The organism is Klebsiella sp. Sb-30, assembly GCF_057652795.1.
Window position 1 is genome coordinate 4,167,205 of sequence record NZ_CM172749.1, and the last position, 16,118, is coordinate 4,183,322.

Genomic DNA, 16,118 nt, shown 5'->3' on the forward strand with positions numbered 1-16,118 from the left:
TTCTAAAGAGAGAATAAACAGGCATCAACATGACGTTTAAACCACTAAAAGCGGAAAAAATCTATTATCACCGCCATTCGTGCACAAACGTGCAGAAGCAATGTCCCCGACAGATACGCGCCAGGTAAAAACGCCTTTGCGGATATCCATCGGGTTTCCCGTCTTCCCGCTCACATATTAAGAAGGTCTGAGAGATGAAAAGTTGTCTTATCCTGGTTGCGGGTCCCGTCCGCAGCGGCACCAATGATCGCCCGGAACTGATTGCTGCCAACCTGAACGCCATGGCACAGGTTGCGCTGAATATTTATCGTAAAGGGCATATTCCCGTGATTGGCGAGTGGCTCGCTTTACCTCTGGCCAAAGCCGCTGGTTCAAAGGAAACAGGCGATCCGATCAGCGAAGAGTTTTTATATCCCGTCGCCCATCGTTTGATTAGCCGCTGCGACGCGATTTTGCGTATACCGGGGGAGTCCCGGGGCGCCGATCTTGATGTCGAGGAAGGGAAAAAAAGAGGGCTGACGATTTACTCTCACCTGGATGAGATCCCCGCTCTGTGATTAACTCCTCGTTGCCCCAGCTGACCAGGGCAACGGGGTCACGCTGATTTACAGCGGCCACAGCCAGGCCGCGCCGCGCACGCCGCTGGAGTCGCCGTGTACGGCTTTTCGAATCGGCGTCTCGCACTCCCCGCCGAATACCCATGATTTCACCAGTTCAGGAACCGTCTGGTAGAGGCGTTCAACGTTGCTCATCCCACCGCCGAGGACAATCACATCCGGATCGAGGATATTGACCACGTGGGCCAGCGACTTCGCCAGACGCATCTCGTAACGCTTCAGCGCCTGCTCGGCCAGCGGATCCTGCTCGCTAACCCGCTGCATAATCGCGTTGCCCGTGAGCGACTGGCCGCTCAAACGCTGGTAGTCCGTGGCAAAACCGGTCCCGGAGATAAAGGTTTCAATACATCCCTGCTTACCGCAATAGCACGGCACTTCGGCACGATAGCGCAGTTCATCATCATCCATCCACGGTAGCGGGTTGTGACCCCACTCCCCGGCGGTGCCGTTACCGCCAATATGGGAACGGCCCTGTATCGCCACGCCGGCCCCGCATCCGGTACCGATGATCACCGCAAACACGGTCTGCGCCCCGGCGGCGGCGCCGTCTACCGCTTCGGAAACCGCCAGACAGTTGGCATCATTCGCCAGGCGTACTTCGCGGTTTAAGCGCTGGCTCAGATCGTTATCAAACGGCTGACCGTTGAGCCAAGTGGAGTTGGCATTCTTCACTACCCCGGTATAGGGCGAAATCGACCCCGGGATCCCGACGCCAACGCTGCCGCGCTGCCCGGTCGCGTCCTCCGCCATCCCGACCAGCGTCGCGATATTCTCTATTGTTTGCCGATAATCCTCGCGTGGAGTCGGCAAACGGTGGCGGAATAACTGCTCTCCCTGGTCACTCAGAGCAATGACTTCTGTTTTTGTGCCGCCCAGATCAATACCAATACGCACTGTAAGCTCCTCTCCCCGATTAACAATGCAAGCATAGCGACAATTCGCTATCATGCCCGCTGGATTTAACGACAACGCCGTGGAAATTATCATGCTGTGGTTCAAAAATTTAATGGTTTACCGTCTCAGCCGCGAGATTTCATTGCGTGCCGAGGAGATGGAAAAACAGCTGGCCGGGCTGACATTTACCCCTTGTGGTAGCCAGGATATGGCGAAGACCGGTTGGGTATCGCCGATGGGTTCGCACAGCGATGCGCTGACGCATACCGCAAATGGTCAGATCGTGATCTGCGCACGTAAAGAAGAGAAGATCCTGCCGTCACCGGTGATCAAACAGGCGCTGGAAGCAAAGATCCTCAAGCTGGAAGCCGATCAGGGCCGTAAGCTGAAAAAAACCGAGAAAGATTCGCTGAAAGACGAAGTGCTGCACTCGCTGCTGCCGCGCGCCTTCAGCCGTTTCAGCCAGACAATGATGTGGATCGATACCGTCAACGGGCTGATCATGGTCGACTGCGCCAGCGCCAAGAAAGCGGAAGATACGCTGGCGCTGCTGCGTAAAACCTTAGGTTCTCTGCCGGTCGTTCCGCTGGCGCTGGAAAATCCGATCGAGCTGACCTTGACCGAATGGGTCCGCTCCGGGAGCGTCGCTCAGGGTTTCCAGCTGCTGGATGAAGCCGAACTGAAAGCCATGCTGGAAGACGGCGGCGTCATTCGGGCGAAGAAACAGGATCTGGTCAGCGATGAAATCGCCGTGCATATTGAAGCCGGGAAAGTCGTGACCAAACTGGCGCTCGACTGGCAGCAGCGTATTCAGTTCCTGATGTGCGATGATGGTTCAATCAAACGTCTGAAGTTCTGCGACGAACTGCGTGACCAGAATGAAGATATTGACCGGGAAGATTTCGCTCAGCGTTTTGACGCCGACTTTATTCTGATGACCGGCGAACTGGCGGCATTGATTCAGAATCTGGTGGAAGCTCTCGGCGGAGAAGCACAGCGCTAATCAGCGCCGGATGCGCTCGACAAAGCGGGCAACATGCCTTCCTGCCGCGGCAGGAAGGCGAGGAATCACAGATAGCGGCACAGATAAGAGGTTGGCTCAGCCACCTGCAGATGAAACTCGCTGTTGCCTGGTACATTGAACACTTCACCGGCGGCATACACTTTCCACTCGGTTTCCCCCGGCAGCAGCACATTCAGCGCACCGCTCACCACCGTCATCTCTTCCGGCTGCGCGGTACCAAAGGTATATTCCCCTTCTGCCATCACCCCGACGCTCGCGCGGCCGGTGCTGCTGCTGGTGAAGCCAATCGATTTCACTTTTCCGTCGAAGTATTCATTGCTTTGAAGCATAAACAAGCCCTTATGATCTTTTGTTGAAGCCTCAATATAGGGGGCGCTCCTTGCCCCTGTCACGTAAAATTAATCTATCGGACCATGTTAAACTAATAGTTCTGCAGCCAGCCGGGAAACCAGCACATTTGACAGCAGAACCGGCACATCCAGCGCTTTTTGCAATACGTCGCGATGATGCTGGTGGTAACCCAGGCAGTCCAGCACCAGCACGTCGGCGCCCTGCTCCAGCAGCGCCCGTCCGGCGCTCAATAAATCACTATCGCTGCCGCTGATCGGGTTGGCCAACGCGTAGTAAGGCGCGTTTTCTAACGAAAGCCACTTTTGCTGCTGCATGGGCAGCACCTCCTCAACGGGAACGATAACCCCGACCTGATGCCCGTCAACAATCGATGCCACCAGCGGCGGAATAATCCGCTGCGGCTCCAGTAAAATAGCATTGCGCGCCGTGAGGCCACTGAGCATTTCGGAACTCAAAAATAGAATGACATCATATTCTTGCCTGTCGAGCATCGCGATAATATGCTTTAAATCACGCTCGACCTTCTGGCGCGAAACCTCGGCCGGCTGGTTATCATTCAATAACGTCAGCAGGCGTTCATCGCCGGAATCAAGGGCATAATCTTCCATAACATCTTCACGCGTCATTTTGCCTAACAGGCTAATATGAGTGATCTGCTCTTCCCTGATATGTTCGGTTAAAAGCGGCAAAACTTCAGCCACCGGTACCACGCCAACGGTTAAAATAGCCATCGTTGTACTCATATCACGTACCTTTTCACTACCACTGCTTCAGCACAGGCTTACTGCACACCACTTCGCCCCCCCGTTGACTAAAAATCAACCGTCCAGAAGCGTAGCAGCTTACCGCCGCCGTTGAATGTAAAGATTGATGTGGCCTCAGGCGCATGCCTGAAAAATCCGTACCTTAGGGAATCATCAGCAACGCTGATGAATTAAAAATGTGATGGAGGCCCGGAATTGCTCTGAGCAAAGAGAATACCGGGCGGGCGAGATTATGATTTATCCGGGTCTTCGTAGCGCTGTTTCGCGTCCAGCGCTTCCTGTTCCGTGGGGTGTTCGCTGATCAGTGAATCGGGAGTCGGGAAATCGGCACGCAGCTGATACCAGGTCTCCCCCTGGCCTGCGGGACCTTTCGCAACGGCAACAATACGCGCTTCTCTCGGATATGGAGGTTGGGTTGGCATAGCTCTTCCTTCTTCGGCCATCAGAGCTATTAAGTATAGGGGCCCCTGCGTCGTTTACCGTCAGTAAAGTCTTAACTCACAGCGCGGCCGGCGTCCCGTTACTCTCTTGCGGCCTCGACGCATTGAGCCTCTTGCGGCGCGAAGACATTCTGTAAGGTCGCCAGAATGTGTCCGACGACGTCATCCGGCGTCGCGGTGGCATCAATAATATGATGCGCGGTTGCGCGATACAGCGCTTCCCGCTGCGCCAGCACTTCGCCGACTTCATCGCGCACCGGTTTGCCGGTCAGCGTCGGGCGCTGCTCGGTTTTCGGATAGGCTTCAAGGCGTTCGATCAGCGCCGAAACCGGCACCTGCAGGTAAATCACCACGCCGTTTTCGCGCATGAACTGGCGGTTAGCTTCAGCCAGAATAATGCCGCCGCCGGTCGCCACCACCGTCTCCGGTCGCGCGGCCGCTTTCAGCGCCTCTGACTCCAGCTCACGAAAACGCGCCCAGCCCTCCTGCTCAACAATAGTCGCGACCGTACGCTGCTCGCGCTCCTGCAGCGCATGATCGGTATCGGTGAACTGGTAATGACGCGCCCGCGCCAGCGCATGGCCGATTGTCGTTTTACCACAGCCGCGTGGCCCGATGAGAAAGATTGGCAATGTCATTACCGAAGACCCCCTGGTTCCGCATATCGCGGGAAAATGAATACGAATAGTCAGCAATGGTACCGGCAAAATCGCCGGCAATAAGCGTAAAACAAACGTTACATTGCTCTAGCAAAACCTGCTCATCACAGGCAACAAAAGGATTTATCGCGTAAACCTATCATTGCATTAAGTGTGATTCCAGATTTACTTATTCAAAAAGATTATTTTTCAGCCGCTGGCTGGCGTAAACGGTAACACATTTATGCATAGCTTTACGCATCAACATATTTACAACATGGCATGTTCGGTCGCACTCTGACGCTAAACGACCAGTATGACAGAGGAAAGTACCATGCAATCTGAAGAACAACGCCTTATTGATGGACTGTTTTCCCGCCTGAAAGAGGCCGGAACGCAGAGCGCTTCGCGCGATGCCAGCGCCGAGGAGCGGATTGCGCAACACATCAAAGAGCAGCCCGCCGCGCCCTATTACATGGCGCAAACGATACTGATCCAGGAAGCCGCCATCAAGCAGCTCAACGATCGTATCCAGGCGCTGGAAAGCCAGGTGACGCAGCTACAGGCGGCAAAACCGAGCAGCGGCGGGTTCCTCTCCGGGCTGTTTGGCGGCGGTCAGAGCCGCGGCTCCGACCCCATTCCCGGGGCAGAACAATATGGTCGCCCTCAGGCCAGCGCACAGCCGCAGTATGCGCCGCAAATGCCGCAGCAAAACTATGCGCCGCAGGCGGCGCGCAGCGGCGGCGGCTTTATGGCCGGTGCGCTGCAAACGGCGGCAGGTGTGGCAGGCGGCGTGGTGCTGGGCAATATGTTGACCAATATGTTCAGCGGCTCGCATCCGCAGGAGATCGTCAATATTATTGAAGAAAAACCGCAGCCCGACCTCAACCAGACGCAGGAACTGTCCGGCGCGGAGGATCCGTTCCGTCAGGACGATAATCAGTTCCTCGCGGATAACAACACCTGGAACTCTGACTTCGACGCCGGGATGGGTAACGACGACGATTTCGGCGGCGATGACGACAGCTGGGTTTAACCCTGCGGGCGTTTTGTCTCTGACAGCCACTTCTCCAGCGCGGCGGCGAATTGTTGCCGATCGCGCTGCGACAAACTATCCGGGCCGCCGGTTTGTACGCCGCTGGCCCGCATCGTTTCCATAAAATCACGCATCGTCAGACGTTCGCGAATAGTCGCATCGCTGTAGCGCTCACCGCGCGGATTTAAGGCTGCGCCGCCCTTGGCCAGCACTTCCGCCGCCAGCGGAATATCGGCGGTAATCACCAGGTCGCCCGGTTCACACAGGCGGACGATTTCGTTGTCGGCCACATCAAATCCCTGCGGCACGCGCAGCGTGCGGATCACCCGCGACGGCGGCACCCGCAGCGGCTGGTTGGCAACCAGCGTCAGCGAGGTCTGTGTACGCTCGGCGGCGCGGAATAAAATCTCTTTAATGACGTTCGGACACGCGTCCGCATCAACCCAAATAGCCATTCCGGCTCCTGTCGACGAAAAAGGGAGGCATCATTGTCACCTGCTTTTGTCCCCCGGGGAAGCGCTGGAGTGATAAGCTAGAGAACTCACGACAAAATAAGCAAAGGGGAACGGTGATGGAGAAGAAAATTGGCTTTATCGGCTGCGGCAATATGGGTAAGGCCATTCTGGGCGGTCTGATCGCCAGCGGACAGGTGCAGCCTGGGCAAATTTGGGTCTACACCCCGTCGCCGGACAAAGTGGCGGCCCTGCACGACCAGTACGGCATCAATGCCGCGCAGAGCGCACAGGAAGTCGCTCAGGTCGCCGATATCATCTTCGGCGCGGTCAAGCCGGGGATCATGATTAAAGTGCTCAGTGAAGTCGCCTCCAGCCTGAATAAAGACTCGCTGGTTATCTCAATTGCCGCTGGCGTCACGCTCGATCAGCTGGCACGGGCGCTGGGCCACGATCGCAAGATCATACGCGCGATGCCGAACACCCCATCGCTGGTTAACGCCGGGATGACCTCAGTGACACCTAACGCGCTGGTGACCAGCGAAGAGGTCGCCGAAGCGCTGACGATTTTCCGCTGCTTCGGTCAGGCTGAAATTATCGCTGAGCCGATGATCCACCCGGTGGTGGGCGTGAGCGGTTCCGCGCCGGCCTATGTCTTCATGTTTATTGAAGCGATGGCAGATGCTGCCGTTCTCGGCGGTATGCCGCGCGCTCAGGCCTACAAATTTGCCGCTCAGGCGGTCATGGGCTCGGCCAAAATGGTGCTCGAAAGCGGAGAACATCCGGGGACGCTGAAAGATATGGTCTGCTCGCCAGGCGGGACTACCATCGAAGCTGTGCGGGTACTGGAAGAGAAAGGATTCCGCTCTGCGGTCATCGAGGCCATGGTCAAATGCATGGAAAAATCAGAGAAGCTTAGCCGCTCCTGATCCCCGCCTCGTGTCGATATCGGGTGAGGAGTCTCCTCACCCGTTTTTACCCCATCAGCTTCGACCCGCGCCCGCTTATCCCTGTTTCTTCAGGCAGGCACTCATAAACTTATTACGATCGTCCCCTTTCAGAGACTGCTGGGTCGCCTGACCGTTGCACTCGCGCATTTTTTGCTGCTGAGGCGTCAGCCCTTTACTTTCCGGCGCCGGCGCATCTTTCTTGAGGCACTGACTCATAAATGCTTTACGCTCATCCCCTTTCAGCGATTTCGACGAGGCCTCTTTGTTGCAGGTCGTCATTTTTTGCTGCTGGGGCGTGGGCGTTTTTTCCGCGGCATTCACCGCCGTCACAAAGATAAGACCAAAAAGCAGAGTTACCAACAATGTTATTTTCATCACACCATCCTTTTGTCAGTCAATCTCTGTAAGTCTGGTCGCTGATGGGAAAAAAACCAGCCGATGGCCACAATTCACCATCGGCAGCGGCTTATTTCAGGCCCAGCGCGGCTTTCATGGTGTAGAACAGATCGGTCTGATCGGTTAAGCCCACCACGTTTGCGGCATGCGGACCGTAGGCGGCAATGCGCAGCTGCGTGCCGGTATGTTCCATCGACTCCTCTTCCGAGTTGCCGTAGCTAATGACCATCACCGAGCCGTCTTTGGTCGTCAGCGCCTGAGTCAGGCCCGGAGCTTTGGAATCGGCCGGAATAATCTGGCTGGCGTGCGCATGGTCAGCGGTGACAACGACCAGCGTGTTACCCTCTTTTTTGGCAAACTCCAGCGCTTTTTGTACCGCTTCATCAAGGTCGACGGTTTCGCCAATCTGACCGCACGGGTTCGCCGCATGATCCTGTTTATCAATGGAGGCGCCCTCAACCTGCAGGAAGAATCCTTTCTCGTTGCTGCTCAGAAGATCGATCGCTTTCTCGGTCATCTGCGCCAGCGTCGGAACGGAAGCGTCACGTTTGCCGTTCGGGGTGCAGGTTATCGCCGGCTTATCAATATTTCCGTGGTAAGAGGCTTTCGGCCCTTCCCAGCGCACCGGCATGTTGCCGTCGGCGAAAAGACCCAGCAGCGGTTTGCCCTGGTTGGCTTCGCTGACCGCGGCCAGCGAGCTGGCATCGGTGACAATCTGGTAGCCACGGGCAATGGCCTGCTCATGCAGCGTTTTGCCCTGCCATTCACCGGCCGTCGCGGTTTCGGCGAAAGTTTTGGCCCCGCCGCCTAAGGTCACGTCCGCGCGGGCATTCAGCAGCTGCTCGGTAATTGAGCCTTTACCGCCCTTTTCCAGCGCGTTGCCGGGACATTTTTCGCTGGTGACGCTCGGGCCATAGCATTTACGCGAAGTCACGTGTGCGACCAGCGCCGCTGGCGTGGCATCCTGCAGCTCTGCCGTGGAGACATTGCCGGTGGCAAACCCTGCGGCTTTCGCCAGTTCGAGGATGGTCTGATGATCTTTTTCATGGATATCAACCCCCAGCGCGCCGTTATAGCTTTTTACGCCGGTGGTCCAGGCGGTCGCGGACGCGGCGGAATCGGTGACGTAATCCGGTTTGCCGGTTTTCTTATCCAGAGAATAATGTGTGTACTGACCGGTCAGCGGCAGCGCATCAATGCCCTTAAAGAAACCGCCGGCGCCTTCGGCATAATTGCGCGCCGCCGTAATTTCAGAGTCGCCCATCCCGTCGCCAATCAGCAAAATAATATTTTTTGCGGGTTTGTTGATTAACGAAGCCTGCAGCGCGGCAGTTTGATCGCCGCTTAAGCGGCGCGCGCCGCCGGGCGTGGTGATATCGCCCTGAGCGGCACGATTTTCCAGAACCGGGGCAGCCGTGGTTTCTGCATGAATAACCGGGGAGCCCAGCAGAGGTAACAGGGCAATAAAGAGGGCGTTTAATTTCACTTTTGTCGTCTCCATGTAAAAATACTTAAAAAACAAAACGAGGGAGACTTTATAAAAGCGAGATGACAGTAAAATGACAGCATCCATGTCCTGTCAAAAGAACTAACTACGCGGATGCCGTAACAGCTTTTTTATATATTGCTGCAGCAGCTGAGCGTCGCGATCGTCCACCAGCGGACCGGGGCTCGCCTGCTCAATAGCGTGCTCAATATCGTTAATTAGTGCCTGCTGCGCATCCTGCGCCATATGGCGAAGCAGCGCCGTCACCACAACTTCCAGCGCCTCAACCTGCACCGTCAGTTCCTTCGCTTCTTCCTCCTTTTGCGCCAGGTTTACCAGTAGTTCAGCAATCAGATTCTTCACAGCACTGTATCCTTATGCGGGTTCCATTATTTGCTAGTTATGTCATACATTCGCCATCGGATACCAGTATTATTTTTTAAAAATGGTTGTTTATCTCTCAATATAATAAGCGAAACGTTTTGCTCATTCGACGATCGCCACCAGGAATAAACTCAAGGCAAGAACAATACCTTTCATAACTAAATTCAATAGATAATAATAAAAAAGAATATTGCTATTCCGGTAATAATTATAACGTATCGCCATAATATATCTGATAGGCCAAATTCACGCTATCTGGCGCGTCTTTCCCCGCCAGACGGGCAATCAGGATTTCACTCGCCGTTTTACCGATGTCATAACGAGGAGTAATGACGCTAGCGATTTTTTGCAGCCGCGCACGACCAATTTCCAGCCCGTGGAAGCCGGCAATCGCTATCTCCTGCGGCACCGCAATCCCCTGCGCCTGACACTCCAGCAGCACGCCGACCGCCAGATCGTCATTGGTACAAAAAATCGCGTCGATATCCGGGTGCGACTGCTGCATTTGCAGGAACATCTGCCGGCCCAGCGCCACCGAGGAGATGGTACGCGGCGTGATGTGATACGCCTGCAGGCCACAGGCCGCCACCGCCTGTTCAGTCCCGCGGAAACGACTCACATCGCGGGGATCGTCCATCGAACCAAAAAAGGCGATTTTTCGTTTGCCGCTTTCGAGAAACGCATGAGCCATATCCCAGCCGGCTTTCTCGTTATCAAATCCCACCTGGATATCGAGCGGCTGCCCGCCGATGTCCATCAGCTCCGCGACCGGGATACCGCTGGCGCGGACATACTGGATCATGCGGTCAGTGTGCTGCTTGCCGGTGAGAATCAGCCCATCGATATTGTAGGAGAGTAAATTGAGCACTTCGCGCTCTTCACGCTGCGGATCGTAGCCGTAATTGGCAATCAGGGTCTGATACTGGTGGGCAGAAGTGACGGATTCAATACCGGCGAGCACATCGGCGAATATCTGGTTACGAAAGGAGGGAATCAGCACGCCGATGGTTTTACTGCGGGCATTGAGCAGAATTTCCGGCGCCCGGTTAGGAATATAGTTGTTCTCTTCCATGACCTTAGCGATCAATTCACGGCTACGCTGCGATACCTGGCCCGGGTCTCGTAAATAACGGCTGACCGTCATTTTATTAAGCCCGGCCAGGTTCGCGATATCCTGTAATGTCATCCGGTTGTTTTTCATCGGGTTCTCTGCGACAAACGACTCATATGCTCGCAGAGAACCTTACCACAGCAGCTTCGATTCTGTTAACCCGCAAGCTTTTTTGTCGTCATCAGCGCAGCCGTTCGATCGTCGTTGGCCCGCACGTTGTACATCAGCACCACCGATGCCAGCAGCGCAATGGCCATAAAGGTGTACGACGCGCCAGGCCCGCCCATGATGCCATTCAGATATCCCACCAGCCAGGCGCCAAGGAACGCACCGAGCGCGCCGAAGCTATTAATTAATCCCATCGACACCCCCGACACGTTGCGCGGCAGCAGCTCCGGGATCAGCGCGAAAAAGGGACCATACGGCGCATACATACAGGCGGCGGCGATAACCAGCAGCCCGTAGGAGAACCAGAAAGACTGATTGCCGATCATCCAGGAGCCGAAAAACGCCACGGCGGCAATCAGCAACAGCGGCCAGATGAACAGTTTACGATTCTGGAATTTATCCGACAGCCAGGAGACCGTCAGCATCAGACAAATCGCCGCCAGATAGGGAACCGCCGCCAGCCAACCGACGGCAACGATATCCATCTGCGCGGCATTTTTCAGAATTGACGGCATCCACATCATGAAGCCATAAACCCCGATACTCCACAGCGCATGGACGGCGCACAGCATGATTACGTTTCGTGAACGCAGCGCCTCGCCATAGTTGCGCACCGGTTTGATATGGCTCTGTTCGCTATCCATCGCCTGTTGCAGAACCTGCTTCTCCTGCGCATTCAGCCAGGAGACTTCCGACGGTTTATCCCGCACCAGAATCCACCAGCAGATAGCCCATAGCACCGCCGGAATGCCTTCGATAATAAACATTTCCCGCCAGCCCCAGGACTGAATCAGGTAGCCGGAGACAATCGACATCCACAATACCGTCACCGGGTTGCCAAGAATCAGGAAGGTATTGGCGCGTGAACGCTCGGTTTTGGTAAACCAGTTGCTGATATAAATCAGCATCGCCGGCATCACCGCCGCCTCGACGATCCCGAGCGTAAAGCGAATAACCATTAACATCGGAATATTGCTGACAAACCCGGTGGCCGCCGCGCAAAAGCCCCATAGTACCAGGCTGAAGAAAATCATTTTTCGTACGCTGCGTTTTACGGCGTACATCGCACCGGGAACCTGGAAAAAGAAATAGCCCAGGAAGAACAAAGCGCCAATCAGTGATGCCGTTCCTTTGGTAATACCTAAATCACTTTCAATACCGGCAGCGGCGGCAAAACCATAATTCGCACGATCGAGATACGCCAGACTATAGGTAATAAAAATTACCGGCATTAAATACCACCAGCGACGCGCTGGTAATTTCGCGAGCATTTGCATATGCCATCCTCAGATAAAGTGCATAATCAAACGGGGGGTCATTATTTTATATATTCATCAGCTTTTTGGCGGCCGACGTGCGGCCGCTAAAAGGCGATGCAGGACTCAAACGGCGGCAAGCATCCCGCCATCAACAAACAACAGATGTCCATTCACAAAATTAGCCGCAGGGGAGGCCAGATAGACCGCGGCGCCAATTAATTCTTCCGGTTTTCCCCAGCGCGCAGCTGGGGTTCTTTGATACAGCCAGGCAGAAAAATCCCGATCGTTAACTAATGCTGCGGTCATTTCTGTGGCAAAATAACCCGGAGCAATACCATTAACCTGAATATTATATTCGGCCAGCTCCACACACATTCCACGCGTCAGCATTTTGACCGCCCCTTTCGATGCGGCATACGGTGTAATAGTCTTACGACCTAATTCACTCTGCATTGAACAAATATTAATTATTTTCCCTGAGCGGCGCATCATCATATATTTAGCCACCTGCTGAGAAACAAGGAAAACCCCTTTCTGGTTAACCTCAATCACCTGGTCCCATTCATCCTCAGGAAATTCGGTGAAGGGATAACGACGCTGGATCCCGGCGTTGTTAATCAAAATATCAATCGCCCCGATCTGCGCCTCAATCCGCGCAATGGCCTGTTCAACCTCGACGCTGCGGGTAACATCGAAAGCCACGCCCGTCGCACGATAGCCCTGCTCACGCAGCGCCTGCGCCGCGGCGTCTGCTTTCTGCTGCGTGCGGTCATTGATAATAATCTCGGCCCCATACTCCGCCAGACCTTCCGCCAGCAGATAGCCAATACCTCTGGCGGAGCCGGTGATCAGCGCGCGCTTGCCGGATAAATCGAATAAATTTCTCATAAAAACTCTTTTCCATGTACTGTTATGCGTAACTGTATACGCGTAACAGTTGTATTTTAAAGAGGGAAAAGAAGAGAAATGATCAATTTGTGATCAGTGCGACATTTACAGGAGACAGGCAGAAGATGGACATCTGAACGCGGCATTTACGCCCGGGCGTAAATGCCGCGAGAAAGGCGCTAGGCGGCGGTACGGCGACTGCGTTGCAGCATCACGGCCAGCTGCCAAAGGTTAATCAGCACGATAACTGCGGTTGCGATAAAGACCCAGCGAAAACCGGCCATTGCCGATACCGAAGCGCCAATCAGCGGCCCGACCACATTTCCCAGGTACATAAACGACTGGTTATAACCGAAAATACGCCCGGTCACCTTATCACTGCTGTATTTGAGCAGCAGAGTCTGCACCGCCGGCAACATTGCGCCATCGGCAAAGCCTAGCAGAAAACGCAAGACGCCCAGCTGCAGCGGGGTGGTGACGAACGACATGGCGAAAAACATCACCACCGCGCAGCACAATGTGGCCAGCAGGATGCGCGAGGTTCCGATGCGATCGCCAAGTTTGCCTAAACGCGGCGCGGAGATCAGCGCGGAAACTCCGGGTACCGCGGCAATCATCCCGGCGAGAAAGGCGATATTGTTGCTGTCCGGCGCCATTGACTTGATAAACAACGCCAGTATGGGGCCGATAGAGCCATTGCACAGTTGAATGACCAGGGTTGTGAAAAACAGGCTAATCACCAGCCCAGGATAAGGTAGCGACGCCAGCACTTCCCTGCCGCTTAAGCGATCGGCCTTGCTGGTCTGCGGCCGGACGCCCTCTTTAATCAGAAATAGCGTGACGAGAAAACTGACCGTCAGCAGAATCGCGGTGATAAAAAAGACCGCCCGCAGCCCAACATGGTCGGCCAGGAAACCGCCCAGTAGCGGCCCGCCGATAACGCCGCTGATTTGCGCCGTCGATAGCGTACTGAGCGCCCAGCCGCTGCGTTCCCGCGGTACCTGAGAGGCCACCAGCGCCATCGCGTTCGGAATATAGCCTGAGGTCAACCCCATTACCGCACGCAGGATAAACAGCTGCCAGACGTTGGTGGCGAAGGCCTGAAGCAGAATGGCAATCGCCATACCCAGCGAGGCGCGCAGCAGCATCAGCTTACGCCCTTTACGATCGGCCAGACTGCCCCACATGGGTGAGACAATAGCCGATACAAGGAAGGTGACGCTGAACGTCAGCCCCGACCACATCGATAACGCCTCGTGAGACGTCACGCCGAGCTGAGAAACATAAAGCGGCAAAAAAGGCAGAATTTGACTGATCGCCAGGCCGGTGAAAAAGCAACCAAACCAGACGGAGATGAGATTGACCTTCCAGGATTCCATAACTACACGTATTCATTAATTTTTTGTGAATTATTATCTAGCTTAGCAATTTCCACTCATCGACGTATTACCAGAGATGCGCTGAGCCTGAGTTTAGTGTTTTATCGCTCGATTAAATTTTTTGTCGAACATTATCAGGACCAACCGCCGCCCCTTCAGCGCGTTCTGCTGACCTGCAGGGTGCGCTGGACGGCAATCGAACAGCTTTTAGCCTGCCGCTTTCCAGGAGCAACATTCTGGCAGCCATGCGCGCATTGCACATGCTATGTTATGTGCTTTGTTGTCATCAGGATGGAAGTTGAAATGGCTAAGATGAGGGTTGGGATCGTTTTTGGCGGTAAGTCGGCAGAACATGAAGTGTCGCTGCAATCGGCGAAAAATATCGTTGAAGCAATTGATAAAACACGCTTTGATGTCGTTCTGCTCGGCATTGATAAACAGGGACTCTGGCATATCAACGATGCCGGTAACTATCTGTTAAACCCGCAGGATCCTGCCCGTATCGCCCTGCGTCCTTCCGACGTCACCCTGGCGCAAATTCCTGGCCGTGACGCGCAGCAGCTGATCAACGCCGACAGCGGCCAACCGCTGGCCGCCATCGATGTGATTTTCCCGATTGTTCACGGTACCCTCGGGGAAGACGGATCGCTGCAGGGCATGCTGCGCATGGCTAACCTGCCCTTCGTCGGTTCCGACGTCCTCGGGTCCGCCGCCTGTATGGACAAAGACGTCACCAAGCGCCTGCTGCGTGATGCCGGACTGGCGATTGCCCCGTTCATCACCCTGACTCGCGCCAATCGCCAGCAGTTCAGCTTTACGCAGGTGCAAGACAAACTCGGCCTGCCGCTGTTCGTCAAACCGGCCAACCAGGGTTCTTCGGTAGGCGTCAGCAAAGTCAACAGCGAAGAGCAGTACCAGCAGGCGGTCGCGTTGGCCTTTGAATTCGACCATAAAGTGGTGGTGGAACAAGGAATTAAAGGACGGGAAATTGAGTGTGCGGTGCTGGGGAACGATCATCCTCAGGCCAGTACCTGCGGCGAAATCGTCCTCAACAGCGAGTTCTACGCCTACGATACCAAGTACATCGACGATCAGGGGGCGAAAGTGGTGGTTCCTGCGGCCATTGCCAGCGATATCAACGATAAAATTCGCGATATTGCCATTCAGGCCTACCAGACGCTGGGCTGCAGCGGCATGGCCCGCGTTGATGTTTTCCTGACGGAAGAGAACGAAGTTATCATCAACGAAATCAATACGCTGCCAGGTTTTACCAACATCAGTATGTATCCGAAGCTGTGGCAGGCCAGCGGCCTGGACTACACCAGCCTGATCAGCCGCCTGATTGAACTGGCGCTGGAGCGCCATGCGGCAGACCGCGCGCTGAAGACATCCATGAACTGATTGTCTTTTCCCGGGTGACGGCGCGTGGCGCCTTACCCGGGCTATCTGAGACGCAGCGCCGCAATCCCGGCCACCTTCCCGCTACGGAGAACGCGTCCGGCCTAGGCTTCTTCCACCCCGGTCTGGCGGCGGCGGATAATCTTTCCTGCAATCCAGAAGCTAATCACCCAGGTCACCAGCCCGACGGCATAGGATTGCCAGCCTTGCGTTTCAAAGCCCAGCAGCCCCACCACGCCGTTCAGAATAAAAATTAATCCCAGCGCAAACGCGTAGTAATGCCAGTCACGGCGAATTTTTTCAGTGAGTTTCATGGCCCCTCCGACAACAAAAAAAGCATCTTCGCACAGCCGGAATCCGCGGTCTGTAGCCCCGGGGAGAATTATCACACATTGGGATATCGCTCTAAGTTCCGCAAAATGATCCGCCCACCCGCTCCCGGGTAGAAAACAGGAATATTCCTGGTCGTAAATTACCAGCAAT

The 16,118-nt window shown here is 55.0% G+C and carries 19 protein-coding genes; 5 read left to right on the top strand and 14 right to left on the bottom strand.

Annotated features, from left to right (window positions below):
• Positions 1 to 194: 194 nt before the first annotated feature.
• Positions 195 to 557, top strand: a complete 363-nt coding sequence (locus AC236I_RS19485; RefSeq protein ID WP_004858526.1) for a hypothetical protein — start codon at positions 195 to 197, stop codon at positions 555 to 557.
• A 48-nt stretch (positions 558 to 605) separates the two neighbouring features.
• Here the strand turns inward: AC236I_RS19485 and mak are convergent, their stop codons facing one another.
• Positions 606 to 1,511: a fructokinase gene (gene mak, locus AC236I_RS19490; protein WP_015585050.1), complete on the bottom strand. Its 906-nt coding sequence runs from the start codon at positions 1,509 to 1,511 to the stop codon at positions 606 to 608.
• A gap of 91 nt (positions 1,512 to 1,602) precedes the next feature.
• Here mak and rdgC point away from each other — a divergent pair, with 91 nt between their 5' ends.
• Positions 1,603 to 2,514, top strand: coding sequence for a recombination-associated protein RdgC (rdgC, locus tag AC236I_RS19495; RefSeq protein ID WP_004858522.1), 912 nt, complete (start codon positions 1,603 to 1,605; stop codon positions 2,512 to 2,514).
• A gap of 65 nt (positions 2,515 to 2,579) precedes the next feature.
• Here rdgC and ppnP read toward each other — a convergent pair whose 3' ends face one another.
• The 4 genes from ppnP to aroL form a co-directional block, all read right to left on the bottom strand.
• Positions 2,580 to 2,864, bottom strand: coding sequence for a pyrimidine/purine nucleoside phosphorylase (gene ppnP / locus AC236I_RS19500; RefSeq protein ID WP_002890284.1), 285 nt, complete (start codon positions 2,862 to 2,864; stop codon positions 2,580 to 2,582).
• An 87-nt stretch (positions 2,865 to 2,951) separates the two neighbouring features.
• Complete coding sequence (locus AC236I_RS19505; protein WP_004858517.1) at positions 2,952 to 3,629, bottom strand: AroM family protein; 678 nt, start codon at positions 3,627 to 3,629, stop codon at positions 2,952 to 2,954.
• 251 nt (positions 3,630 to 3,880) lie between these two features.
• Complete coding sequence (locus AC236I_RS19510) at positions 3,881 to 4,072, bottom strand: YaiA family protein (RefSeq protein WP_004858514.1); 192 nt, start codon at positions 4,070 to 4,072, stop codon at positions 3,881 to 3,883.
• Between the two features lie 98 nt (positions 4,073 to 4,170).
• The gene (aroL, locus tag AC236I_RS19515) at positions 4,171 to 4,728 is read right to left on the bottom strand and encodes a shikimate kinase AroL (RefSeq protein ID WP_004858511.1); all 558 of its coding nucleotides are present in this window, start codon (positions 4,726 to 4,728) and stop codon (positions 4,171 to 4,173) included.
• A 334-nt stretch (positions 4,729 to 5,062) separates the two neighbouring features.
• On the opposite strand from aroL, the gene AC236I_RS19520 reads away from it, so the two are divergent.
• Positions 5,063 to 5,764, top strand: a complete 702-nt coding sequence (locus tag AC236I_RS19520) for a DUF2076 domain-containing protein (protein ID WP_004858508.1) — start codon at positions 5,063 to 5,065, stop codon at positions 5,762 to 5,764.
• Here the strand turns inward: AC236I_RS19520 and AC236I_RS19525 are convergent.
• On the bottom strand, positions 5,761 to 6,219 hold the full coding sequence (locus tag AC236I_RS19525; RefSeq protein WP_004858502.1) for a YaiI/YqxD family protein: 459 nt from the start codon (positions 6,217 to 6,219) through the stop codon (positions 5,761 to 5,763). The two genes, AC236I_RS19520 and AC236I_RS19525, sit on opposite strands and share 4 nt — an antisense overlap.
• A gap of 116 nt (positions 6,220 to 6,335) precedes the next feature.
• On the opposite strand from AC236I_RS19525, the gene proC reads away from it, so the two are divergent.
• On the top strand, positions 6,336 to 7,145 hold the full coding sequence (gene proC / locus AC236I_RS19530) for a pyrroline-5-carboxylate reductase (protein ID WP_004858499.1): 810 nt from the start codon (positions 6,336 to 6,338) through the stop codon (positions 7,143 to 7,145).
• 75 nt (positions 7,146 to 7,220) lie between these two features.
• On the opposite strand, the gene psiF is transcribed toward proC, so the two are convergent.
• The 7 genes from psiF to AC236I_RS19565 all read right to left on the bottom strand — a co-directional run bounded on the left by psiF (position 7,221) and on the right by AC236I_RS19565 (position 14,237).
• The gene (gene psiF / locus AC236I_RS19535; RefSeq protein ID WP_004858496.1) at positions 7,221 to 7,541 is read right to left on the bottom strand and encodes a phosphate starvation-inducible protein PsiF; all 321 of its coding nucleotides are present in this window, start codon (positions 7,539 to 7,541) and stop codon (positions 7,221 to 7,223) included.
• A 91-nt stretch (positions 7,542 to 7,632) separates the two neighbouring features.
• Entirely contained in the window at positions 7,633 to 9,063 is a 1,431-nt protein-coding gene (gene phoA, locus AC236I_RS19540) for an alkaline phosphatase (protein ID WP_032717165.1), read from the bottom strand.
• 87 nt (positions 9,064 to 9,150) lie between these two features.
• On the bottom strand, positions 9,151 to 9,411 hold the full coding sequence (gene iraP, locus AC236I_RS19545; protein ID WP_004858488.1) for an anti-adapter protein IraP: 261 nt from the start codon (positions 9,409 to 9,411) through the stop codon (positions 9,151 to 9,153).
• Positions 9,412 to 9,640: 229 nt separating this feature from the next.
• Positions 9,641 to 10,633: a DNA-binding transcriptional regulator IdnR gene (gene idnR, locus AC236I_RS19550; RefSeq protein ID WP_004858486.1), complete on the bottom strand. Its 993-nt coding sequence runs from the start codon at positions 10,631 to 10,633 to the stop codon at positions 9,641 to 9,643.
• Between the two features lie 65 nt (positions 10,634 to 10,698).
• Complete coding sequence (locus AC236I_RS19555; RefSeq protein WP_015585052.1) at positions 10,699 to 11,988, bottom strand: MFS transporter; 1,290 nt, start codon at positions 11,986 to 11,988, stop codon at positions 10,699 to 10,701.
• Between the two features lie 105 nt (positions 11,989 to 12,093).
• The gene (gene idnO / locus AC236I_RS19560) at positions 12,094 to 12,858 is read right to left on the bottom strand and encodes a gluconate 5-dehydrogenase (RefSeq protein WP_032716738.1); all 765 of its coding nucleotides are present in this window, start codon (positions 12,856 to 12,858) and stop codon (positions 12,094 to 12,096) included.
• A gap of 179 nt (positions 12,859 to 13,037) precedes the next feature.
• Complete coding sequence (locus AC236I_RS19565) at positions 13,038 to 14,237, bottom strand: multidrug efflux MFS transporter (protein WP_004858477.1); 1,200 nt, start codon at positions 14,235 to 14,237, stop codon at positions 13,038 to 13,040.
• 303 nt (positions 14,238 to 14,540) lie between these two features.
• On the opposite strand from AC236I_RS19565, the gene ddlA reads away from it, so the two are divergent.
• The gene (gene ddlA, locus AC236I_RS19570) at positions 14,541 to 15,638 is read left to right on the top strand and encodes a D-alanine--D-alanine ligase (protein ID WP_004858474.1); all 1,098 of its coding nucleotides are present in this window, start codon (positions 14,541 to 14,543) and stop codon (positions 15,636 to 15,638) included.
• A 101-nt stretch (positions 15,639 to 15,739) separates the two neighbouring features.
• On the opposite strand, the gene AC236I_RS19575 is transcribed toward ddlA, so the two are convergent.
• Positions 15,740 to 15,949, bottom strand: a complete 210-nt coding sequence (locus AC236I_RS19575) for a DUF2754 family protein (RefSeq protein WP_004858472.1) — start codon at positions 15,947 to 15,949, stop codon at positions 15,740 to 15,742.
• Positions 15,950 to 16,118 lie beyond the last annotated feature (169 nt).